Genomic DNA, 18,829 nt, shown 5'->3' with positions numbered 1-18,829 from the left:
GGCCATCACAGGTTTCAGGGAACTGCCATGCACGAAAGCAACACCCTCAAGGACTACCCTCAGGTACGGCAACTGGCGATCCGCTCGCTGTTCGAAATCATCGAGCAGTCCAGCGAAGGCACGGTGATCGTCGACCGCGACGCGCGAATCGTGTGGATGAACGAACGCTACGCCCGGCGTTTTGGCCTGGCCGACGCAGCCAGTGCCATCGGCCAGCCATGCGAAACGGTGATTCCGGGCAGCCTGATGCGCGAGGTCGTGAGTAACGGCCGGCCGATCCTGCTGGACATGCTCGACACCCCCAACGAGCCACTGGTGGTCATGCGCCTGCCTATCCACGATGCCCAAGGGGCGCTGATCGGTGCCATCGGCTTTGCCCTGTTCGACCAATTGCGCAGCCTGTCGCCACTGCTCAAGCGCTATTCGAGCATGCAGCAGGAACTGGCCACGACACGCTCGCAGTTGCGCGCGCGCCAGGCCAAATACAGTTTTGCCCAGTTCGTCGGCAGCAGCGCCGCGAGCCTTGAGGCCAAACGCCGGGCCAGGCGTGGCGCGGCCAGCGAATCCCCCGTGTTGCTGCTTGGCGAAACCGGCACCGGCAAGGAGCTGCTGGCCCACGCCATCCACGCAGCGTCGGCACGTGCACATAAAGCCTTTGTCAGCATCAACAGCGCAGCGATTCCCGAGGCGCTGCTGGAGGCCGAGTTCTTCGGCACGGCACCAGGCGCCTTTACCGGCGCTGACCGCAAGGGGCGTAGCGGCAAGTTGCAGTTGGCCGAAGGCGGCACCTTGTTCCTCGACGAAATCGGCGACATGCCTTTGGCCCTGCAAAGCAAGCTGCTGCGAGTGCTGCAGGAGAAGGAATACGAACCGGTGGGCTCGAACCAGATGCTGCGCAGCGACGTGCGTATCATCGCTGCCACTTCGATCGATTTGCAGGCGGCCATCGCCCGCGGGGCGTTCCGTGCCGATCTGTATTACCGCCTGAATGTGCTGCCAATCCAGGCCCCGCCGCTGCGCGAGCGCCTCGAAGACCTGCCGGCATTGTGCGAGGCGATCCTCGCCGAACTGGGCAGCCAGTTCGAGCTGGAGCCCGATGCGCTGCAATTGCTGGCACGCCATGCCTGGCCCGGGAACATCCGTGAGCTGCGCAACGTGCTGGAGCGGGCGACGCTGCTGGCGGACCAGCCGCGCCTTGCCGCCATGGACGTGGGCGAGGCACTTGGCCCGGTGACGCCCGTTGCTACGCCACCCCAGCGGCAAAGCTACCGCGATGCCTGTGCGCAATTCGAGCGCAAGCTGATTGCCGATACCTTGGCCGAGCACGCCGGAAATGTGGTCGAAGCAGCGAAAGCATTGGGCTTGGGTCGTTCGACGTTCTACAAGAAACGGGTGGCTTTGGGGGTGTAAGTCTCTTTTTGGGGACTGATGTTTCTAATCGGAGACAGCGCTTAGCGCGCAGACAGGCGCAGCGTTTGGGTCGGATACTTGCCCAAGTGAGTCTCGAATGCGAGACACAGCCATCTTCTTTCCTTTAAAAACCCTTACACATCAATGACTTAAATATTGGCACGATTCCCGCTATCTCCCGGCTACCGATAACAACAAGACTTACCCAGGAGATCTACCCGATGACCGTGCTCATCGCTCTCGCCGCTTTGGCCCTGCTGATGCTGGCCGCCTACCGCGGTTACAGCGTGATCCTTTTCGCGCCCATCGCCGCCCTCGGCGCGGTGCTGCTGACCGACCCCGCCGCCGTAGCGCCCGCCTTCACCGGGGTGTTCATGGAAAAGATGGTCGGCTTCATCAAGCTGTACTTCCCGGTGTTCCTGCTTGGCGCAGTGTTCGGCAAGCTCATCGAACTGTCCGGTTTCTCGCGCTCGATCGTCGCCGCGGCCATCCGCCTGCTCGGCACGCGACAGGCCATGCTGGTGATCGTGCTGGTTTGCGCTTTGCTGACCTATGGCGGGGTATCGCTGTTTGTGGTGGTGTTCGCGGTGTATCCGTTCGCTGCAGAAATGTTCCGTCAAAGCGATATACCCAAGCGCCTGATCCCGGCGACCATCGCCTTGGGCGCCTTCTCGTTCACCATGGACGCCCTGCCCGGCACCCCGCAGATCCAGAACATCATCCCCAGCACCTTCTTCAACACCACCGCCTGGGCCGCGCCCTGGCTGGGGCTGATCGGCACGGTGTTCGTGTTCTGCAGCGGCATGCTTTACCTGCAACGCCAGCGCAACAAAGCCCAGCGGGCCGGCGAGGGCTATGGCAGCAACCTGCGCAACGAACCGGAGACTGCCGCCGACCTGACCTTGCCCAACCCTTGGCTGGCGCTTTCGCCGCTGGTGCTGGTGGGTGTGATGAACCTGCTGTTCACCCACTGGATCCCGCAGTGGTACGGCGCCAGCCATACCCTGCAGCTGCCGGGCATGAGTGCGCCGGTGAACAGCGACGTGGCCAAGCTCACGGCAATCTGGGCAGTGCAGGCCGCGCTTCTGGTGGGCATCCTGATGGTGCTGGTCTGCGCCTTCGGCGCCATCCGTGAGCGCTTGGCCGAAGGCACCAAAAGTGCTGTCGGTGGCGCCTTGCTGGCCGCCATGAACACAGCGTCAGAATACGGCTTTGGTGCAGTGATCGCTTCGCTGCCAGGCTTTCTGGTGCTGGCCGATGCCCTGCGCGGCATCCCCAACCCGCTGGTCAATGAAGCCATCACCGTGACGCTGCTGGCGGGTATCACCGGCTCCGCTTCGGGCGGCATGAGCATTGCCCTGGCGGCCATGGGCGACAGCTTCATCGCCGCGGCGAACGCCGCCAACATCCCGCTCGAGGTGCTACACCGGGTGGCCGCGATGGCCAGCGGCGGCATGGACACACTGCCGCACAACGGTGCGGTGATCACCTTGCTGGCCGTCACCGGCTTGACCCACCGCGAGGCCTACAAGGACATTTTCGGGATTACCCTGATCAAGACCCTGGCGGTCTTCGTGGTCATCGCCACGTTCTACGCCACCGGCATCGTCTAAGGAGCTTTTGCATGACCCTCAAAGGCAAGACTGCACTCATCACCGGATCCACCAGCGGCATTGGCCTGGGCATCGCCCAGGTGCTGGCCCGCGCCGGCGCCAACATCCTGCTCAACGGTTTCGGCGACCCGGCAGCGGCGCTGGCCGAGGTTGCGCAACAGGGAGCGAAGGTTGCGCACCATCCGGCCGACCTTAGCGATGTCGCCCAGATAGAAGCCTTGTTCGCGTTTGCCGAACAGACCTTCGGCGGTGTCGACATCCTGGTCAACAACGCGGGCATCCAGCATGTGGCGCCGGTCGAGCAGTTTCCGCTGCAAAGCTGGGACAAGATCATCGCCCTGAACCTGTCGGCAGTATTCCATGGCACGCGCCTGGCCCTGCCCGGCATGCGTGCGCGCAACTGGGGGCGCATCGTCAACGTCGCTTCGGTGCACGGCTTGGTCGGCTCCACCGGCAAAGCAGCTTATGTGGCGGCCAAGCATGGCGTGGTCGGCCTGACCAAGGTCGTGGGGCTGGAAACCGCCACCGGCAATGTCACCTGCAACGCCATCTGCCCAGGCTGGGTGCTGACCCCGCTGGTGCAAAAGCAGATCGACGAACGTGCCGCCAAGGGTGTCACCCCGCAGCAGGCGCAAGAGGACTTGCTGGCCGAGAAGCAACCGTCATTGGCCTTCGTCACGCCTGAGCAACTCGGCGAACTGGTACTATTCCTCTGCAGCGAGGCCGCAAGCCAGGTCCGCGGCGCCGCCTGGAATGTCGATGGTGGCTGGCTGGCCCAGTGATGGGTGGCCTCGGCCTGGCGCGGAGCTTGCCATCGTTCAACTGCAAGGAGGCCCTATGCGCCCGATCCCCCCATCCGCGATCCTGGCCCTGACCCTGGCGGCCACTGCCCCGGCGATGGCCGCCAGCCTGAAGGACGTCGCACCTTACCCCGAGGCCGAAAAAGGCTTTACCCGGCAGGTCATCCACCTGCCCACGCAAGCCGACGAGCAAGCCCACAAACTTGAAATCATCGCTGGCAAGACGCTCCAGGTGGACTGCAACCGCCAGCGCCTGGCCGGCAGCCTGGAGGAACACACCCTTGAAGGCTGGGGCTACAGTTATTACCGCCTGGACAAAGTCGGCGGGCCGGCCAGCACCCTGATGGCCTGCCCGGATGGCAAAAAGACCGAGGCATTCGTGCCAGTGGTCGGTGAAGGCTTCCTGCTGCGCTACAACAGCAAGTTGCCTGTGGTGGTGTATGTGCCCGAAGGCGTGCAGGTGCGTTACCGGGTGTGGTCGGCAGCGCAGGAGGTGCAAACGGCCAAGGTGGAGTAAATTCAAGCGTAGCGGTACCTGATCGCCGGCAAGCCGCTGATCAGGTGCGTCATGGCACTGGGAGGTATGGCATGAATGATGTGCTTTGGAGTCCTGCTGCGGCGCAAATCGAGGCCAGCACGATGGATGCCTTTCGCCGCTGGATCAACCGGCGCTACAACCTGCAGCTCAACGATTACGCAGCCCTGCATCGTTGGAGCATCGAGCAACGCGCCGCGTTCTGGCAATCCATTGCCGACTATTTTCAGGTGCTGTGGCATACCCCGCCCAGCCAGGTGCTGAGCGAAGGTGCGCACATGCCCGATGCGCGTTGGTTCGCCGACGCCACGCTCAATTTCGCCGAGCACCTGCTACGCCGGCGTGACGATCACACTGCGGTGACAGCCCTGCGCGAGGACGGCCAGCGCAGGTCACTGAGCCACGCGCAACTGGCCGCGGAAGTGGCCGGGCTGCAAACGGCCTTCAAGGATGCCGGCATCGAGCCAGGTGACCGTATTGCCGCGGTGATGCCCAACACCTGGGAAACCCTCGTGGCCATGCTGGCCTGCACCAGCCTCGGCGCCATCTGGTCGACGTCATCGCCGGAGTTTGGCCTGCACGGTATCATCGATCGCTTCGGCCAGATCGAGCCCAAGCTGCTGATCGTCTGTGCCGGTTACCAGTACGCCGGCAAGCAGATCGACCAGGTCGACAAGATCAACCAGGTCTGCGCGCAGTTGCCCGGGCTGCAGCAACTGATCGTGGTGCCCTACACGCGCGAGCAGACCCAAGCCGACGAATTCAGTACCCCTGCAAAGGTCAGCCTGTGGGGCGACTTCTACCAGGCAGGCGGTGAGCCAGGCTTCACCCCGCTACCGTTCGATCACCCGCTGTACATTCTCTATTCCAGCGGCACCACCGGCGTGCCCAAGTGCATCGTCCACAGCGCAGGCGGTGTGTTGCTGCAACACCTCAAGGAACACGGCCTGCACAATGACCTCAAGGCCGATGACGTGCTGTTCTACTACACCACCTGCGGCTGGATGATGTGGAACTGGCTGGCCAGCGGCCTGGCAGTGGGGGCTACGTTGATACTGTACGACGGCTCCCCCTTCCACCCGGGCCCCGAGCGCCTGCTCGACCTGATCGACGCCGAAGGCATTCAGGCCTTCGGCACCAGCGCCAAGTACCTGGCCGCGCTCGAACAGGAGGGCCTGGCGCCGGCACGCAGTCATCGACTGGACAGCCTGCGCCTGATCCTCTCCACTGGCTCACCGCTGTCGCCGCACAGCTATGACTATGTTTACCGCAAGATAAAGGCCGAAGTGTGCCTGGCGTCCATGTCCGGGGGCACCGATATCGTGTCCTGCTTCGTGTTGGGCAACCCCACGCTGCCGGTACGCCGAGGCGAAATCGCCTGCAAGGGCCTGGGTATGGCTGTCGAAGTATGGGATGAGCAGGGTCGCCCGGTGACCGGTGAAAAAGGCGAACTCGTGTGCACCCGCCATTTCCCGTCGATGCCCCTGGGCTTCTGGAACGACGACGATGGCAGCCGCTACCGCGAGGCCTACTTCAGTCAATTTCCCGGTGTCTGGGCGCAGGGCGACTACGCCGAGCAGCTCAGCACAGGCGGCATGGTGATCCATGGGCGTTCCGATGCCGTGCTCAACCCAGGGGGCGTGCGCATCGGCACGGCGGAAATCTACCGCCAGGTAGAAAAGGTCGAAGAGGTGCTGGAGAGCGTTGCCATCGGCCAGCAGTGCAAAGGCGATGTGCGTGTCGTGCTGTTCGTGCGCCTGCGTGATGGCCTCACGCTCGATGACGCTTTGCAACAGCGCATTCGCCAGGTGATCCGCCAGTACACCACGCCGCGCCATGTACCGGCGGTGATCGTACAGGTCGGTGATATTCCACGGACCATCAGCGGCAAGCTGGTGGAGCTGGCGGTGCGCAACGTGGTGCACGGGCTACCCGTGAAAAACACCGACGCGTTGGCCAACCCCGAAGCGCTCGAATACTTTCGTGACCGCACGGAGTTGCACGTTCAGGCATAATGGCGCCTTTTTTTCACCCCGAAGCACAGGTATCTCATGAAAGCTCAAGCCCGCCACATCCTGGTCAAGACCGCTGAAGAGGCCGAAAAGCTCAAACAGCGCATCGCCAATGGCGAGGCCTTCGACGTGCTGGCCAAGAAGTTCTCCACCTGCCCTTCAGGTAAGCGCGGCGGCGACCTGGGCGAAGTGCGGCCAGGGCAACTGGTCGGGGCGATCGACCAGGTGATTTTCAAGAAACCCCTGCGTGTGGTGCACGGGCCGATAAAAAGCAAGTTCGGCTACCACCTGGTGCAGACGTTCTACCGCGACTGAAACCCGCCGTTAACGGCGCGCGGCCAGCAAGCCGAGACCTGCGCAACCAAGCAGGCCGGCGCTGACCCGGTTGAACACCCGGCGCGGGCCCGGCTGGCTGAACCAGCGCTGCAGGTAGGCGCCAAGGCCGGCATAGAGGGCAATCGCCACCCATTCCAGCAGCAGGAACAGTACCCCCAACCAGAGAAACTGCTCACTGACCGGGGTGGTGCTGCCTACCGTGACGAACTGTGGCAGGAAAGCGGTAAAAATCAGGATCGCTTTCGGGTTGCCCGCGGCCACCCAGAACTCCTGCCGCGCCAGGCGCCAACTGCCACGCGGTTGCTCGCTGGCCACCAGCGCCTCGCCCACCGGAGCGCACCACAGCTGCCAGGCGATGTAGAACAGGTAGGCCGCACCCACCACCTTGATCACCAGGAACAGGTATTCGCTGGTGTGCAGCACCACCGCCAGGCCCATCGCCGCCAAGGCAATCATGCCGCTGAAGGCGATGATGCGCCCGCCACCTGCCACGCAGGCGGTACGCAGGCCGTAGCGGCTGGCATTGTGCAACGACAACAGGTTGTTCGGCCCAGGTGCCATGTTCAGGGCAAAGCAGGCAGGGATGAATAACAGCAGGCTCGACAGGTCCATTTCGTTCTCCTGGAAATCTGCCGCCAATTTCGATGCTCAAGCGGTACCGGGTCAAGGTACAGCCACAGGCAAAAACTGTACGGCAGTGCGTTCGGCGCTGTTAAGCTGCCAGCCAGACCAAGGACTTCAGCATGCCCCCTACCCGCTCCTCACTCTGGCGCGATCCGGCCCTGCCCTGGGTGGAAAGCCGCCGGGCCTGCCACAGCCGTGCCTGCTACAAGGCCCATAGTCATCCGACCTTCTCCATTGGAGCGGTGGACGCGGGGTACAGCCTCTTTACCGGCGCGGGTGATGGGCAACAGCGCCTGACCCCAGGCACGCTGGTGTTGGTGCCGGCGCAGCGGGTGCATGCCTGTAACCCCGAACCCGGTCAGGCCTGGAGCTACCAGATGCTGCATGTCGAGGCCCAGTGGCTTGCGCAGCTGCGGCTGGAGTCGGGGGTCGATGCGGCCGCGCCGGGGGCCCCGGCACGGATAAGCCGGCTGCCTGCCTTGTACCGGGAATTCTGTAGGTTGAATGAATTGCTGTTCTCGGCTGCAAGCACCGGCGAAAAGGAAGCCGCCCTTATCGCCTTCATGGGTGATCATGATTTTGCCCAGCATCCGCACCTGGAAGCCGCGCCAGCGCCCGTGTTAGGCCTGCCGGCCCTGGGTAGCCTGATTGAGTGCATCGAAGCCCAGGACCCTGCCCGGCTCAGCCTTGAAGTGCTTGCCCGGCAAGCAGGCCTTGGCCGCTATCAGTTGATCCGTGCGTTTCGCGCCGCCACCGGGCTGACGCCGCATGCCTACCTGATCAATGCCCGCATCAACCGTGGCCGCCGGCTGCTAAGCGACGGGCTGGCGCTGGCCGAGGTGGCCTATCGATTGGGTTTTGCCGATCAGAGCCATTTTCAGCGGGTATTCAAGGCGCATGTGGGCGTGACGCCGGGTCAGTATCGGCTGCGCCGGGGTTAGCCGCCTTGGGCAACCTGCAATAATCTTCAATACCTGCTTCTGACGCGCCTGCACACTGCGGCTCCACCCCTTGAGAAAGCCGCCCCATGGAGCAGTTTCTGATCGTCGCCCTCGCCCACTTCCTGGCCCTGCTGTCCCCTGGCCCGGATTTCTTCCTGGTCGCCCGCACCTCGATCAGCGCCGGTTGGCGCGTTGCCAGCGGCGCCTGCCTGGGCATCGCCCTGGCCAATGGCCTGTTCATCAGCCTGGCTTTCGCAGGCCTGGCGGTACTGCAGGAAGGCAGCCCGGTGTTCATCGCCCTGCAGTTGGCCGGCGCGCTTTACCTGCTTTACATAGGCGCGCTGTTCCTGCGCCACGCCGGACGATCCGGCCTGGCTGCGGTCGGTACCCGAGGGGCAGTGAGCGGGTGGTGGCGAGGGCTGGGCATGGGCTTCGTATCGGGCGGGCTCAACCCCAAGAACGGACTGTTCTACGCCAGCCTCGCCAGCATGGTCGCCAGCAGCAGTGTTGGCTGGAAATGGGCCTATGGTGTCTGGATGTTCAGCATCGTTCTGTTGTGGGACTTACTGGTAGCGGCAGCGATCGGCAACCAGCGCCTTCTGCGGCGCTTTGCTCATGCCCTGCCCTGGCTGGAGCGGGCCTCGGGGATGATGCTGATAATACTGGCAGGTGCATTGCTGTTCAGACTGGCGCGGGGTTGAGCAGTGCCAGGTCGGCCAAGCCCATCAAGCTGAAATGCCCGCTTGCCCAACCCCCGGTGTCCAGGTGCCAGACGTTGCCCAACCGCTTGGCCTGGAGCACCGGCGTATGCCCCACCAGCAGGGCACGCACGCCTTCAACGGCGCCGGTGTCCCCTTCTTTGAGCCGCCGCCGGGACCATTGGCACACTTCACGCACGCCCGGGTCATCATCTTCCAGCAGACTGGCGCGCAGCTCGGCCCAGTCTGTAAAGGGGCTGTCGGCATGCAGCACACCAATCAGTCCGGCCTCTGTCTGTACTTCCATGGCTATCGGCAGCTGCAGAAAGTGTTCGACGAACACCGCCTGCTCATCTTTTGGCAGGTCGAGAAACCAACCGCCGCCCGCTGCCCGATACATGTCCAGATCCAGCCGCCCCCCGTAATGACAGGTGATGGCCAACGATTCGTGGTTGCCCTGCACAGCGTAAAACCACGGCTTGGTCAGCCACGTCAGTGCCTCGAGACTATGAGGGCCACGGTCGACCAGGTCGCCGACGCTGAACAGCCGGTCCACTGCTGGGTCGAACCCTACCGCCGCCAGGCATTGCTCAAGCCGCCGAAAATGCCCGTGAATATCGCCAACTGCCAGATCACGGCCGTGGCTGTTGGCGGCTACCCGCCGAAACCGGCTCATTGCATTCTTCCTCTGCTACTGCACGCTGGGGAGCGGACGATGGGTGCCGCGCTCGTCCATGACGTGCTCATGCCCCTGTCAAGCAACAGCATGGCACAAGTTTCGCCCCGCCTGCGGCCCGCTGAAATACCCTTCACTGGTACAGGCATCCGTGGCGGTAGTATGCTCGGCCTTCGACCTGTACCAGGGAAAGGGATTACCCATGAAACTCTGTGCCGTACAGCTGGCATCCGTCAAAGGCGACCTGCAAATCAATCTCGACCGTCACCTGCACTGCATAGAGCAGGCCGCAGGCCTGGGCGCCGAACTGGTGGTATTCCCCGAGCTGTCGCTGACCGGTTACGAGCCTACCCTGGCACGGCAGGTGGCCTTGCCGATCACCTCGGCCCGGCTCGATCCGTTACAGCAACTCTGCGACCGCCTGGAAATCTGCGTAGCCGTGGGCCTGCCGCTGCCCACGGCTGATGGCATTCAGATCGCAATGCCGATCCTACGTCCCGGTCAGCCGCGGCTGGCCTACGCCAAACAACGGCTGCACGAGGACGAGTTGGCGTTTTTCTCCGCGGGCGATCAGCCCTTGGTTTTCGCCGCAGGGCAACTGCAGATAGCGCCCGCCATCTGTTACGAGTCGATGTTCCTCGCGCACGCAGCACAAGCCCGCGACAGCGGCGCAGAACTGTATCTGGTGAGCGTGGCGAAAACGGCAAAGGGCGTCCGTGAAGGCCATGAGCACTACCCCCAAGTCGCTCGCACTTTGGGTATGCCGGTATTGATGGCCAACTGCGTGGGACCGGCCGACAACTTCGTGGGGGCCGGCGGCTCGGCGGCCTGGGACAGCCAGGGCAACCTGCTGGCAGCGCTGGACGGCCGTCAGGAAGGCATCCTCTTGCTGGATACCACGAACGCCAGCGCCATCAGCGTATCGCTGAGCATGCCGTCGCCATGAAGTATCTGCTTTTGACAGTGGCCTGTTTTGCCAGCACCTACCATTTGGTTGGCCTGTTGATCGACAGCCATCTGAATGAGCTGGCCGAGGGGTTGCGCCATCGCCCGGATGCGCCACCGCCCGGCCAGTACCTGCGCGAAGTAAGGCCCCAGGCCCGCCGGGCGCATCGGCAGTACACGCTGATGGCAGGCTCGACGCTGGCAGTGGTGGTTTGCCTGATCGCATACTGGGTCAGTTGAGTGGCCAGGTTCAGTCGCGACCCTTCACCGCCAATACCTGGCTAAAAGTCCCAAGCCTGGCTCTGTTGGCCTTCCAGCGCCAGGAGGTACTGCTTGGCCGGTATTCCCCCGGCAAACCCGGTCAGGCTCCCGGATGCGCCGATCACCCGGTGGCATGGGGCAATGATCGAGATCGGATTACGGCCGTTGGCCGCACCGACCGCGCGTACGGCGCTGGGGTTACCGATCTGCCGGGCAATGTCGCTGTAGCTTCGGGTCTGGCCGAACGGAATGGTGAGCAACGCCGCCCACACCTGGCGCTGAAACGCGGTGCCGGCAAAGTCCAGTGCCAACTCGAAACGTTGGCGCTTGCCAGCAAAATACTCATCCAACTGACCAGCGGCTTGGCGCAGTATTGGCTTTTCGTCATCGCGATGCACCTCACCCAGGCGCACGCGGTTCTCCCGCTCCTGTTCCCACAGTACAGCGGCCAGGCACTCGCCGCGGGCCACCAGGGTCAAGGTGCCGACCGGGGACTGCATCAAGGTGAAGGCACTGGACATGGGTCTTTCTCGCTGCAAGGCTGGATGCGGGCACTGTAGCGTCGGCCCTGGCACCACGCATCCGTTTTCTTGCTCAGGCATCCACGCAGCTCGCGATGCGGCGGGCTTGGGCCAGGTCGATTTTCGGGATCAACGTCGCGGGAATGCGAGAAACCTCGGACAGGTTGTAAACCCGGAACCGCTCGCTGACAACATGCTCGGCCATCAGCGTCAGCGACGGCAGTATGCGGCTCTCCCAGTGCTGATCGAGCCCACAGGGGGAATGCTGCCCCTCGGCCTTCTCGTAAAAGCGCCCGAGTGACTGGTCGAGGTCAACACCGACCAGCAACACCTGCTCGAAACCCAGGTGATAGGCCAGTTGCAGCGCTACATAAACCACTGTCCGGGCATCGTAGTAGCCCCTTGAGAGGTCTTTGCTGAAGGCGATCGATCGCGCCCGTTTGCTCCACAACGCCCTGCTGCAGACATGGGTTGCGCCGTGCCCGCGCAACCCGTCGAGCATGCCGGGGTTGTCGGCTTTATGCAGTGGGTAACACGCGGTGCCGAGCGGGATATCCGCGCCGATGAACTGCTCTGGCCACAAAGCCAAGCGCTGGCTATCGCGCAACGCCATGGCAAACAACGCTGGCTGCTGCGTGGGAAAGCTTTTGTCGGTGCAGAGGTAAAAGAACGGCTTCACACCACACGCATCGGTGAGGGAAACCGAACCATTCATGGCAATCACAGGGAGGTTTGCAAATTCAAGCAAGGGGAACTGTTTGGCAGAAGCGCCCGACGCAAGAATCACCACAGGCCCTTTCTGGGTATTTCGGCACGCCTCGAAACTTGAGAACGCGCCACGCTCGGCGTTGAGCCGTGAAGGAGATGTATTCATCGTGTCATCATCGGTTTGGAGTACCTAAAACACAATACCCCGGGGCACCTTACGATCATTTCTACAGAGCGCTCACACCTGGCCAATGTCTGGCCCTGCGTATCGAGCGCCGGCGTCATTTATTCATGAGTCTCCTTGCTGGTTACCCCTGGCGGTACTAATACTTAACTCTCTGCCTGGGGAGGCACGAACAATGCAACCAAGATTCGTTATCGTTCCCGCAGTACCTATCGAAAAGGAATCATTCCGTGTCGCCGGCCGCTATTACGCAGCAACCGTCTGCGGCGGCTACGACATCTACGACAACCAAGCAAAGGAGCGTCTCAAGCCCAGTTACTCCAGCAAAGAGGATGCGCAGGTGCAATGCCGGCAGATGAACTTGAAGGCCTAGAAGGCATGGGAGTGCCAGGAGCCAGGCGTCACCTCAATCCAGGCACTCCCTGGCCGCCAGGCGCAGTTTGTTGCCCGAGAGGAAACTACCTTTGTAGAACGTCGCCCGGCTGCCCTCCCCGGACTCCACCACTTCAAGGACTTCATCGGAAGTCACTGCGCTGGGTGCGGTCAGGCGGTAGCCGTGGGAAATGGATTTTTGCGTCGTCATTGGCGCCAGCGCTTGCCATTTGGGCAATACACAGGCGACATAGCCTTCTGGCGACTTGCGGGTCAGCTTGCTGGCTGTCGGCTTTCCGGGGTTGGCACAACCGGCCAGGCTCATCATCAGGACGGAGCAGAAAAAGATGCGAAAGTTAGGCATTTGCATTTGACTCAAGTGAACAGGGTGCATTTTAACCACGGTTTTGCATCAGCACTAATGCACCAAGGTAGGACTCGAACTCGTGCCGCATGCAATCAAGCCAGCTCAGGCGTGGGCGCTGAGAATGAAAAGCCCGCACTTGTGTGGTGCGGGCTTTCATGCTCAGGGTTGCAGTTGGCGAATTAGGCCTTCGAACACATGAGCGCTGCGTCGAGCAGCCGCCCGTGGTCATACCAGGCATCACGCTGATAAGCCATGAACTGGTGACGCGTGCCGTAGCTACGCAACTCTACAAGGCCATTGGCTGTGTTGGGGTCGGTACTGTCGACGAACAGGCGGACCGAGTCGCCACTACCCACCTCATAGGTGGTAGCACTCCCATGCAATTCCTCCTTGACGCACCCCAGATAATCCGGCGGGCTCTTCTCAGTGATACCAGAGGTCTGATCATGCCCATCCCGAACATCGGGGTTATGTGCACACCCGGCCAAAAAAGTTGCAGCCAAGGCTGACATCAGTATTGCGCTTGCGAACGATCTAGAGTTTTTCACGCGACACGCTCCGGCGCCCCCGTCAACAACCCTCGAAAAACAGCTAATGAGAAACGCCCTGTTTTTATTTTGCCCTGCTCATATTAACCCTCACTATTAGCAGGGCAATATTCTTCTTCGCTATATGGCTGGCGACACCGTCCTAGCTGGTATGCTGCTGACGAGCACCCGGCATGAGGAGTGCCAACCGCAGCGCTCAATCTTGCTCGGTCAGTTCACAAACGCCATTTGCACCGCCCTTGCCCGTGTACGAAACTCCGACAGACTCATCCGGGTTGACCATGATGGAGACGGTAACCCCAGCGCCCTTGGCTTCGTAATACGCGTCACTGAATTTCTTCACCTTTGCCTCCTTGGCATTGATGTAGACAGGGCCGCCTTCATCCGCGTGCACTTCGATGTCGCCCGGGCATGTGGCATTCACCAATGGGATGCCTGCGTTGGCCATACCTGCAACAGCAATCAGAAAAACACCCACCAGTGGCCGCTTCATTCAAACCTCCTGATCCGGATACAACCTCAGTTATAGGCATAGACGAATGTGAGCGCGCGCGCCTGCAACCTGACAAGGCCGTCGAAGCTGCCCGCCAGGCCCCTCAGCCTCTGGCACGCTCGTAAGCGTCCACCTGCTGCTTCAGGATCAGCACAGTCCTTGAAGCAGGAAGCTTGCTGGCGACATCGGGGTCACGCGCCACTTCATGTGCGAAACAGACGAGCCAGGCACCGTCTGCCTGAACAGCCACGTGGGCCAGGTAGCTACCCACTTGGCCAATGGTGAGGCCGGAGGCGTCGGCTATCAGTTGGTATTGGTCAGCAATGTCCATTCGACCTTCCAGGTGCCGGGCCCTTGCCGGCCATGCATGCGCTCGATCGAGTGGCAGGCATCAGGCTCTGCCTGCCTGGCTCTGGACATACTGCTCAGCCATCACCTTGCCTTCGAGGATGGCCTCCGTGGAGGACGAAAATGCCCGACTCACTCGCAGCGTTCTTGAAACACTGCCTGGTCGGCCGACCTCTACCAGCATGCCGGTGGGTGATTCAGTGCACGATTCCCACAGAACGTAAATGGATGCCTGGTAGCCCAGGTAAGAATGCACATAAAGGTCATGATTGGTGGACTGAAGGTTCATCTGATTCTCCAACGGGCGCCCTGATTGCACCTCTACTGCAAATACGACTGGTGCGTTCACGCGTGCGTTCCGTTTTCCAGTGGGGTTACCTGGAAAGTCGCGAGCCTTTTCGCGGCAGCGGCTCTGGGGCGGGTGGCTGTGGAGCTGGAAACGTGCGGGCAACCCAGTCGCGAGCCCTGTCCAGCGCCCAGGCCATGGCTGCGGACAGCTTCTGTCCAGGGCAATCGGTAAAGCTCTCCTCGAGCAGGAGCACGCCTTTTTTCCCATAGATGCCCAGGAACAGCTGCGTGACGTTATCCCTTGAAAGCCGTGCCTGGATATTGATCAAGGTGCCGCAGGAGAGCCGCTCGTCATAGTTGCGCACATGTAATTCTGGACTGGCCCAGTCCCAATAAATCTTGCCGCGATTGCGCATGGAGCGGACCTTCACCTTTCATATTCCTGACCGGGAAGACAGCATACACAGCTGCACCGGGGAATCCAGGCAGGAACGACAAGGTTACATTTTTTTACATTTGCAAGCGGCGTGCTCAAACCGCGATGGGTTCGGCGAGGTTGCAGTATTGTCCCTTGAAATACAGCAATGGCTGCGCATCACCGGCTTTGTGCAGGTTGAGCGCCTTCACTTCACCGATCACGATCAGATGGTCGCCGGCTTCGTGCTCTGCGTGAATTTCGCAATCGAGCCAATACAGACTGCCAGCAATGATCGGGTTGCCCAAAGGCGATTGCTGCCACTCGACCCCGTGCCACTTATCCGTCCCTCGCCGCGCGAACTGGTTGGAGATCCCGACCTGATCACCGGACAGAATGTTGACCGCGAAGCGACCTGCCTGGCGAATCTTCGGATAGCTGGCCGAGTTGGACATTACGCTGAATGACACCAGCGGCGGGTTCATCGACACGCTGTAAAACGACTGGCACGTGAAGCCAATCGGCTCGTCACCCATGTGGGTGGTGATCACCGTGAGGCCGGAGGCGTAGTGCCCAAGCGCTTCGCGCAAGCTCGTCGGCTCGATAGCATTAGGGAATGACATAGTAGGTCCTGGGTATTGATTACCGCTCGAAGGTGCAGCAAAAGCCTAGTCAGCCCGAGCATTCGGGCTGAACCTTACCTGAGCCTTCGCTGAGCACCTTCGACTTGGGCTCAGCGTTTGTTCAGGAGCCCTTGACGGACGATTTCCGCGCCCGCGCTCAGCGCATTGAGCTTGCCTCTTGCCACCTCACGCGGCAGCGGCGCCATACCGCAGTTGGTGCAGGGGTAGAGCTTGTCGGCATCTACGAACTGCAGGGCCTTGCGCAGCGTGTTTGCCACCTCTTCCGGGGTTTCGATGGCGTGGTTTGCCACATCGATGGCGCCGACCATCACTTTCTTGCCACGGATCAGCTCGATCAATTCCATGGGCACGTGGGAGTTGTGGCACTCCAACGAGACGATATCGATGCTGGACTTCTGCAGCTTGGGGAAGGCCTCTTCGTATTGACGCCATTCCGAGCCCAAGGTCTTTTTCCAGTCGGTATTGGCCTTGATTCCATAGCCGTAGCAGATGTGCACGGCGGTTTCGCACTTGAGGCCTTCGATGGCGCGCTCCAGGGTGGCGACGCCCCACTCGTTCACCTCGTCGAAGAAGACGTTGAAGGCGGGCTCGTCGAACTGGATGATGTCGACACCGGCGGCTTCCAGTTCGCGCGCTTCCTGATTGAGGATCTTGGCGAATTCCCAAGCCAGCTTTTCGCGGCTCTTGTAATGCGCGTCGTACAGCGTGTCGATCATGGTCATGGGGCCTGGTAGCGCCCATTTGATCGGTTGCGAGGTTTGCTGACGCAGGAACTTGGCGTCCTCGACGAAGACCGGCTTGCGCCGCGCAACGGCGCCCACCACCGTTGGCACGCTGGCATCGTAGCGATCGCGAATCCTGACGGTTTCACGTTGTTCGAAATCCACGCCATCGAGATGCTCGATAAAGGTCGTGACGAAATGCTGACGTGTTTGCTCGCCATCGCTGACGATGTCGATACCGGCATGTTGCTGTTCTTGCAAAGACAAGCGCAGCGCGTCCTGCTTGCCTTCGATCAGTTGATCACCTTCCAACTTCCACGGGGACCAAAGTTTTTCAGGCTCTGCGAGCCAGGACGGTTTAGGCAAGCTGCCAGCCGTTGAAGTGGGGAGCAATTTTTTCACAATAAAAGACCTTGTACGTTAGACGATTCAAGCGGCGTCACTGGCAGACCACTGCTCAAGAATGGCGTAATAGGGTTTGATGAAGTGCTCTTCGGCAAACTTCCCTTGCTCGATAGCGAGCCGGCCGCGTTCTTCACGATCATAAACAATACGCGTCAGCGAATAATCCTGGTGTTGCAAGCTGGGCTGATAAGACTTCCCGGCTGCGGAGTTCGCGTTGTAGATTTCAGGCCGGTAAATTTTCTGGAACGTGTCCATCGTGCTGATGGTGCTGATCAATTCCAGATTGGTGTAGTCACCCAGCAAATCACCGGCAAAATAGAAGGCCAGCGGTGCAACACTGTTCGGCGGCATGAAGTAGCGAACCTTCAGGCCCATCTTGCTGAAATACTCATCGGTCAGGGAATACTCGTCCTGCCGGTACTCGACGCCGAGCACGGGGTGCTGATTCTCTGTGCGCTGGTAGGTCCTGGCGCTGGAGACGCTCAGGCAGATGACCGGCGGCTTGCTGAAATGCGCCTTATACGTGTCCGAGCTGACGAAGGACTTGAACAGCTTGCCGTGGAGGTCGCCAAACTTGTCGGGGGTGCTGAATTGCGCCTGGCCCTTGTTGTGGCTCAACAACAGCACGCTGAAGTCATAATCCCTGACGTACGAGGAGAAGTTATTCCCCACCATACCGGCGATACGCTCATTGGTGTGACGGTCAACGACCGTCGTTTTCAAGATCTCGATCAATGGCAAGGCAGGCGTGCTGCGTACAGCACCGATATTCATTTCAACGGAAATGATTTCAAGCTCGAGCGTATAACGATCAGCATTGGGGTTGTCCCAATGCGCCAAGGCATTGAAGCGATTGTCGATCATCTTCAGCGTATTGCGCAAATTCTCTTGACGACTCGCCCCTCTCGCCAAGTTGGCGAAATTGGTCGTTGTGCGCGTATTGTCCGATGGCTGATAATGCTCATCGAAGCGAATGCTTTTGAGGGCAAATGCAAATTCATTGCTCATGTTGGCCTGACGTCCTGATCTCGTAATCCGTTCAGTGCACCGTATAGCTTTTCTGATCAGCTAATTAGTGGGTCACTGGCGCTAATTGAGGGGCAGTTTATAGAGCGAGGTTGAGCGGTGGCTAATGAATTGATTTCAAAGGATCGTTAGCGCTGCTCATGATCAGGCCAGGATCAGATGAATATCCTTCACTCAGCTGAGCTATGAGGCCTTGGACACTCGCGATTGCTGATCTCCACCCCACGCCCCGCCCTGCCGCCCTGACGCCAGCAGTACTCGCAATCGGCTGGGTGTTTGGGTGGTCAAAGAAAATCGTGTGGGCAGTACCGGAAGCCGGCGAACACAGGCAGGGTGAGCTAGAGTTTTGGTATGTCCACGCACCGTGAGATGACGATCATGCTAAAACAAGAAGCAGACGACGTGATTGAGCGTATCAGGGAAGATCTGAAAAGGCATGGCGTGTTGATTGGCTACGATCCAGAGTTCACCACCCCTGATTTCGGTTGCGACCTGGACCACCACGTCGCTCAGGTCAGAGAGGATCCAGAAGCCCGCGTCCTGTGTATCGTGATACATGACGAAGGCTTGTGGGCTCAGCTCAAGCAGGGGTCCATTTACCGCTGCGTCGTCAGTGAGTGTAAAGGCAAGCTGTTCGGCCTGCCGGTCATCATCGACCCGCAAACCGATGCGTCGTACACCATTGAATACAAGCCCTGACGCGGCTGCAGGGTAGCCTGCCAGCGAGGGTCACCATCTGCCTGCCAGGTAGAACATCCCTCCCCCAAGCGCCGTCAAGACGATGCCGTCAAACACATCGCCAAAAGAGGCTTTACCTGAACACCATGCCTCGATCTGCGTGGCCAGGAAAAAGACTGCGATGAATAACACGGCGCCCGCGATGCGGCGCTGAACCTTGAACCTGGCCTTGTCGGTTCCGAACCACAGCATGCATGCC

26 protein-coding genes are annotated in these 18,829 nt (G+C 60.8%); 12 read left to right on the top strand and 14 right to left on the bottom strand.

The features are described 5' to 3' along the window. The first annotated feature begins 27 nt into the window (after window positions 1–27). From ACIPZH_RS13305 to ACIPZH_RS13280, 6 genes are all read left to right on the top strand, one after another. Window positions 28–1,410 (top strand): sigma-54 interaction domain-containing protein, encoded by a 1,383-nt coding sequence (locus ACIPZH_RS13305; RefSeq protein WP_400636415.1) that lies wholly within the window; start codon window positions 28–30, stop codon window positions 1,408–1,410. 221 nt (window positions 1,411–1,631) lie between these two features. Further along, window positions 1,632–3,023 carry a GntP family permease gene (locus ACIPZH_RS13300; RefSeq protein ID WP_012314567.1) on the top strand — a complete coding sequence of 464 codons (1,392 nt, stop codon included), beginning with the start codon at window positions 1,632–1,634 and terminating at the stop codon, window positions 3,021–3,023. Between the two features lie 11 nt (window positions 3,024–3,034). Further along, entirely contained in the window at window positions 3,035–3,805 is a 771-nt protein-coding gene (gene hbdH / locus ACIPZH_RS13295) for a 3-hydroxybutyrate dehydrogenase (protein ID WP_241803486.1), read from the top strand. 55 nt (window positions 3,806–3,860) lie between these two features. Further along, complete coding sequence (gene eco / locus ACIPZH_RS13290) at window positions 3,861–4,340, top strand: serine protease inhibitor ecotin (protein ID WP_267816063.1); 480 nt, start codon at window positions 3,861–3,863, stop codon at window positions 4,338–4,340. A 71-nt stretch (window positions 4,341–4,411) separates the two neighbouring features. Beyond that, on the top strand, window positions 4,412–6,373 hold the full coding sequence (locus ACIPZH_RS13285) for an acetoacetate--CoA ligase (protein WP_400636414.1): 1,962 nt from the start codon (window positions 4,412–4,414) through the stop codon (window positions 6,371–6,373). A 36-nt stretch (window positions 6,374–6,409) separates the two neighbouring features. Next, window positions 6,410–6,685 (top strand): peptidylprolyl isomerase, encoded by a 276-nt coding sequence (locus tag ACIPZH_RS13280; protein ID WP_046786145.1) that lies wholly within the window; start codon window positions 6,410–6,412, stop codon window positions 6,683–6,685. A 9-nt stretch (window positions 6,686–6,694) separates the two neighbouring features. On the opposite strand, the gene ACIPZH_RS13275 is transcribed toward ACIPZH_RS13280, so the two are convergent. Next, window positions 6,695–7,318: a LysE family translocator gene (locus ACIPZH_RS13275; protein ID WP_241803489.1), complete on the bottom strand. Its 624-nt coding sequence runs from the start codon at window positions 7,316–7,318 to the stop codon at window positions 6,695–6,697. Window positions 7,319–7,449: 131 nt separating this feature from the next. Here ACIPZH_RS13275 and ACIPZH_RS13270 point away from each other — a divergent pair, with 131 nt between their 5' ends. After that, window positions 7,450–8,271, top strand: coding sequence for an AraC family transcriptional regulator (locus ACIPZH_RS13270; RefSeq protein ID WP_400636413.1), 822 nt, complete (start codon window positions 7,450–7,452; stop codon window positions 8,269–8,271). Window positions 8,272–8,357: 86 nt separating this feature from the next. Next, the gene (locus ACIPZH_RS13265; RefSeq protein ID WP_400636412.1) at window positions 8,358–8,972 is read left to right on the top strand and encodes a LysE family translocator; all 615 of its coding nucleotides are present in this window, start codon (window positions 8,358–8,360) and stop codon (window positions 8,970–8,972) included. Here the strand turns inward: ACIPZH_RS13265 and ACIPZH_RS13260 are convergent. Beyond that, the gene (locus ACIPZH_RS13260) at window positions 8,953–9,645 is read right to left on the bottom strand and encodes a metallophosphoesterase (protein WP_241803492.1); all 693 of its coding nucleotides are present in this window, start codon (window positions 9,643–9,645) and stop codon (window positions 8,953–8,955) included. The genes ACIPZH_RS13265 and ACIPZH_RS13260 overlap by 20 nt on opposite strands. Window positions 9,646–9,847: 202 nt before the next feature. Between ACIPZH_RS13260 and ACIPZH_RS13255 the strand changes: the two genes are divergently transcribed. Further along, window positions 9,848–10,591 (top strand): carbon-nitrogen hydrolase family protein, encoded by a 744-nt coding sequence (locus ACIPZH_RS13255; RefSeq protein ID WP_400636411.1) that lies wholly within the window; start codon window positions 9,848–9,850, stop codon window positions 10,589–10,591. Next, complete coding sequence (locus ACIPZH_RS13250) at window positions 10,588–10,830, top strand: hypothetical protein (RefSeq protein ID WP_241803494.1); 243 nt, start codon at window positions 10,588–10,590, stop codon at window positions 10,828–10,830. Before ACIPZH_RS13255 ends, ACIPZH_RS13250 begins: the two co-directional genes overlap by 4 nt. 41 nt (window positions 10,831–10,871) lie before the next feature. On the opposite strand, the gene ACIPZH_RS13245 is transcribed toward ACIPZH_RS13250, so the two are convergent. Both ACIPZH_RS13245 and ACIPZH_RS13240 read right to left on the bottom strand, forming a co-directional pair. Beyond that, window positions 10,872–11,372 (bottom strand): methylated-DNA--[protein]-cysteine S-methyltransferase, encoded by a 501-nt coding sequence (locus ACIPZH_RS13245; RefSeq protein ID WP_267816079.1) that lies wholly within the window; start codon window positions 11,370–11,372, stop codon window positions 10,872–10,874. A gap of 73 nt (window positions 11,373–11,445) precedes the next feature. Then, the gene (locus ACIPZH_RS13240; RefSeq protein ID WP_400636410.1) at window positions 11,446–12,246 is read right to left on the bottom strand and encodes a lipopolysaccharide biosynthesis protein; all 801 of its coding nucleotides are present in this window, start codon (window positions 12,244–12,246) and stop codon (window positions 11,446–11,448) included. Between the two features lie 193 nt (window positions 12,247–12,439). Here ACIPZH_RS13240 and ACIPZH_RS13235 point away from each other — a divergent pair, with 193 nt between their 5' ends. Then, the gene (locus ACIPZH_RS13235; RefSeq protein ID WP_241803497.1) at window positions 12,440–12,637 is read left to right on the top strand and encodes a hypothetical protein; all 198 of its coding nucleotides are present in this window, start codon (window positions 12,440–12,442) and stop codon (window positions 12,635–12,637) included. 33 nt (window positions 12,638–12,670) lie between these two features. On the opposite strand, the gene ACIPZH_RS13230 is transcribed toward ACIPZH_RS13235, so the two are convergent. The 9 genes from ACIPZH_RS13230 to ACIPZH_RS13190 all read right to left on the bottom strand — a co-directional run bounded on the left by ACIPZH_RS13230 (window position 12,671) and on the right by ACIPZH_RS13190 (window position 17,874). Then, window positions 12,671–13,000 carry a hypothetical protein gene (locus tag ACIPZH_RS13230; RefSeq protein ID WP_400636409.1) on the bottom strand — a complete coding sequence of 110 codons (330 nt, stop codon included), beginning with the start codon at window positions 12,998–13,000 and terminating at the stop codon, window positions 12,671–12,673. 182 nt (window positions 13,001–13,182) lie between these two features. Then, window positions 13,183–13,515 (bottom strand): hypothetical protein, encoded by a 333-nt coding sequence (locus tag ACIPZH_RS13225; protein WP_241803499.1) that lies wholly within the window; start codon window positions 13,513–13,515, stop codon window positions 13,183–13,185. Between the two features lie 232 nt (window positions 13,516–13,747). Beyond that, window positions 13,748–14,044: a hypothetical protein gene (locus ACIPZH_RS13220; RefSeq protein WP_400636408.1), complete on the bottom strand. Its 297-nt coding sequence runs from the start codon at window positions 14,042–14,044 to the stop codon at window positions 13,748–13,750. A gap of 103 nt (window positions 14,045–14,147) precedes the next feature. Then, window positions 14,148–14,375, bottom strand: a complete 228-nt coding sequence (locus tag ACIPZH_RS13215) for a hypothetical protein (protein ID WP_400636407.1) — start codon at window positions 14,373–14,375, stop codon at window positions 14,148–14,150. A gap of 60 nt (window positions 14,376–14,435) precedes the next feature. Beyond that, window positions 14,436–14,681, bottom strand: a complete 246-nt coding sequence (locus tag ACIPZH_RS13210; RefSeq protein WP_241803502.1) for a hypothetical protein — start codon at window positions 14,679–14,681, stop codon at window positions 14,436–14,438. Window positions 14,682–14,766: 85 nt separating this feature from the next. Then, on the bottom strand, window positions 14,767–15,096 hold the full coding sequence (locus ACIPZH_RS13205) for a hypothetical protein (protein ID WP_241803503.1): 330 nt from the start codon (window positions 15,094–15,096) through the stop codon (window positions 14,767–14,769). Between the two features lie 115 nt (window positions 15,097–15,211). Then, on the bottom strand, window positions 15,212–15,718 hold the full coding sequence (locus ACIPZH_RS13200) for a flavin reductase family protein (RefSeq protein WP_400636406.1): 507 nt from the start codon (window positions 15,716–15,718) through the stop codon (window positions 15,212–15,214). Window positions 15,719–15,828: 110 nt separating this feature from the next. Next, window positions 15,829–16,863 (bottom strand): methionine synthase, encoded by a 1,035-nt coding sequence (locus ACIPZH_RS13195; protein ID WP_400636405.1) that lies wholly within the window; start codon window positions 16,861–16,863, stop codon window positions 15,829–15,831. Between the two features lie 27 nt (window positions 16,864–16,890). Beyond that, window positions 16,891–17,874, bottom strand: coding sequence for a DUF1852 domain-containing protein (locus ACIPZH_RS13190; RefSeq protein WP_400636404.1), 984 nt, complete (start codon window positions 17,872–17,874; stop codon window positions 16,891–16,893). A gap of 369 nt (window positions 17,875–18,243) precedes the next feature. On the opposite strand from ACIPZH_RS13190, the gene ACIPZH_RS13185 reads away from it, so the two are divergent. Then, complete coding sequence (locus tag ACIPZH_RS13185) at window positions 18,244–18,591, top strand: hypothetical protein (protein WP_267816097.1); 348 nt, start codon at window positions 18,244–18,246, stop codon at window positions 18,589–18,591. 30 nt (window positions 18,592–18,621) lie between these two features. Here ACIPZH_RS13185 and ACIPZH_RS13180 read toward each other — a convergent pair whose 3' ends face one another. Continuing rightward, window positions 18,622–18,822 (bottom strand): hypothetical protein, encoded by a 201-nt coding sequence (locus tag ACIPZH_RS13180; RefSeq protein WP_267816099.1) that lies wholly within the window; start codon window positions 18,820–18,822, stop codon window positions 18,622–18,624. Between the last annotated feature and the right edge of the window lie 7 nt (window positions 18,823–18,829).

It is taken from the genome of Pseudomonas sp. NPDC089758 (genome assembly GCF_044748705.1).
Lineage (GTDB): Bacteria > Pseudomonadota > Gammaproteobacteria > Pseudomonadales > Pseudomonadaceae > Aquipseudomonas > Aquipseudomonas putida_X.
The sequence above is the reverse complement of the archived record's forward strand: the minus strand, read 5'-3'. Positions and strand labels throughout refer to the sequence as shown.

Bases quoted from the DNA above. Each gene is read 5' to 3' on its own strand.
- ACIPZH_RS13245 (WP_267816079.1), bottom strand. From the start codon at position 11,372: ATGTCCAGTGCCTTCACCTTGATGCAGTCCCCGGTCGGCACCTTGACC.
- ACIPZH_RS13250 (WP_241803494.1), top strand. From the start codon at position 10,588: ATGAAGTATCTGCTTTTGACAGTGGCCTGTTTTGCCAGCACCTACCAT.
- ACIPZH_RS13285 (WP_400636414.1), top strand. From the start codon at position 4,412: ATGAATGATGTGCTTTGGAGTCCTGCTGCGGCGCAAATCGAGGCCAGC.
- ACIPZH_RS13190 (WP_400636404.1), bottom strand. From the start codon at position 17,874: ATGAGCAATGAATTTGCATTTGCCCTCAAAAGCATTCGCTTCGATGAG.
- ACIPZH_RS13240 (WP_400636410.1), bottom strand. From the start codon at position 12,246: ATGAATACATCTCCTTCACGGCTCAACGCCGAGCGTGGCGCGTTCTCA.
- ACIPZH_RS13280 (WP_046786145.1), top strand. From the start codon at position 6,410: ATGAAAGCTCAAGCCCGCCACATCCTGGTCAAGACCGCTGAAGAGGCC.
- ACIPZH_RS13260 (WP_241803492.1), bottom strand. From the start codon at position 9,645: ATGAGCCGGTTTCGGCGGGTAGCCGCCAACAGCCACGGCCGTGATCTG.
- ACIPZH_RS13235 (WP_241803497.1), top strand. From the start codon at position 12,440: ATGCAACCAAGATTCGTTATCGTTCCCGCAGTACCTATCGAAAAGGAA.
- ACIPZH_RS13300 (WP_012314567.1), top strand. From the start codon at position 1,632: ATGACCGTGCTCATCGCTCTCGCCGCTTTGGCCCTGCTGATGCTGGCC.
- ACIPZH_RS13180 (WP_267816099.1), bottom strand. From the start codon at position 18,822: ATGCTGTGGTTCGGAACCGACAAGGCCAGGTTCAAGGTTCAGCGCCGC.
- ACIPZH_RS13275 (WP_241803489.1), bottom strand. From the start codon at position 7,318: ATGGACCTGTCGAGCCTGCTGTTATTCATCCCTGCCTGCTTTGCCCTG.
- ACIPZH_RS13225 (WP_241803499.1), bottom strand. From the start codon at position 13,515: ATGTCAGCCTTGGCTGCAACTTTTTTGGCCGGGTGTGCACATAACCCC.
- ACIPZH_RS13220 (WP_400636408.1), bottom strand. From the start codon at position 14,044: ATGAAGCGGCCACTGGTGGGTGTTTTTCTGATTGCTGTTGCAGGTATG.
- ACIPZH_RS13185 (WP_267816097.1), top strand. From the start codon at position 18,244: ATGTCCACGCACCGTGAGATGACGATCATGCTAAAACAAGAAGCAGAC.
- ACIPZH_RS13255 (WP_400636411.1), top strand. From the start codon at position 9,848: ATGAAACTCTGTGCCGTACAGCTGGCATCCGTCAAAGGCGACCTGCAA.
- ACIPZH_RS13200 (WP_400636406.1), bottom strand. From the start codon at position 15,718: ATGTCATTCCCTAATGCTATCGAGCCGACGAGCTTGCGCGAAGCGCTT.
- ACIPZH_RS13210 (WP_241803502.1), bottom strand. From the start codon at position 14,681: ATGAACCTTCAGTCCACCAATCATGACCTTTATGTGCATTCTTACCTG.
- ACIPZH_RS13205 (WP_241803503.1), bottom strand. From the start codon at position 15,096: ATGCGCAATCGCGGCAAGATTTATTGGGACTGGGCCAGTCCAGAATTA.
- ACIPZH_RS13305 (WP_400636415.1), top strand. From the start codon at position 28: ATGCACGAAAGCAACACCCTCAAGGACTACCCTCAGGTACGGCAACTG.
- eco (WP_267816063.1), top strand. From the start codon at position 3,861: ATGCGCCCGATCCCCCCATCCGCGATCCTGGCCCTGACCCTGGCGGCC.
- ACIPZH_RS13215 (WP_400636407.1), bottom strand. From the start codon at position 14,375: ATGGACATTGCTGACCAATACCAACTGATAGCCGACGCCTCCGGCCTC.
- ACIPZH_RS13265 (WP_400636412.1), top strand. From the start codon at position 8,358: ATGGAGCAGTTTCTGATCGTCGCCCTCGCCCACTTCCTGGCCCTGCTG.
- ACIPZH_RS13230 (WP_400636409.1), bottom strand. From the start codon at position 13,000: ATGCCTAACTTTCGCATCTTTTTCTGCTCCGTCCTGATGATGAGCCTG.
- ACIPZH_RS13270 (WP_400636413.1), top strand. From the start codon at position 7,450: ATGCCCCCTACCCGCTCCTCACTCTGGCGCGATCCGGCCCTGCCCTGG.
- hbdH (WP_241803486.1), top strand. From the start codon at position 3,035: ATGACCCTCAAAGGCAAGACTGCACTCATCACCGGATCCACCAGCGGC.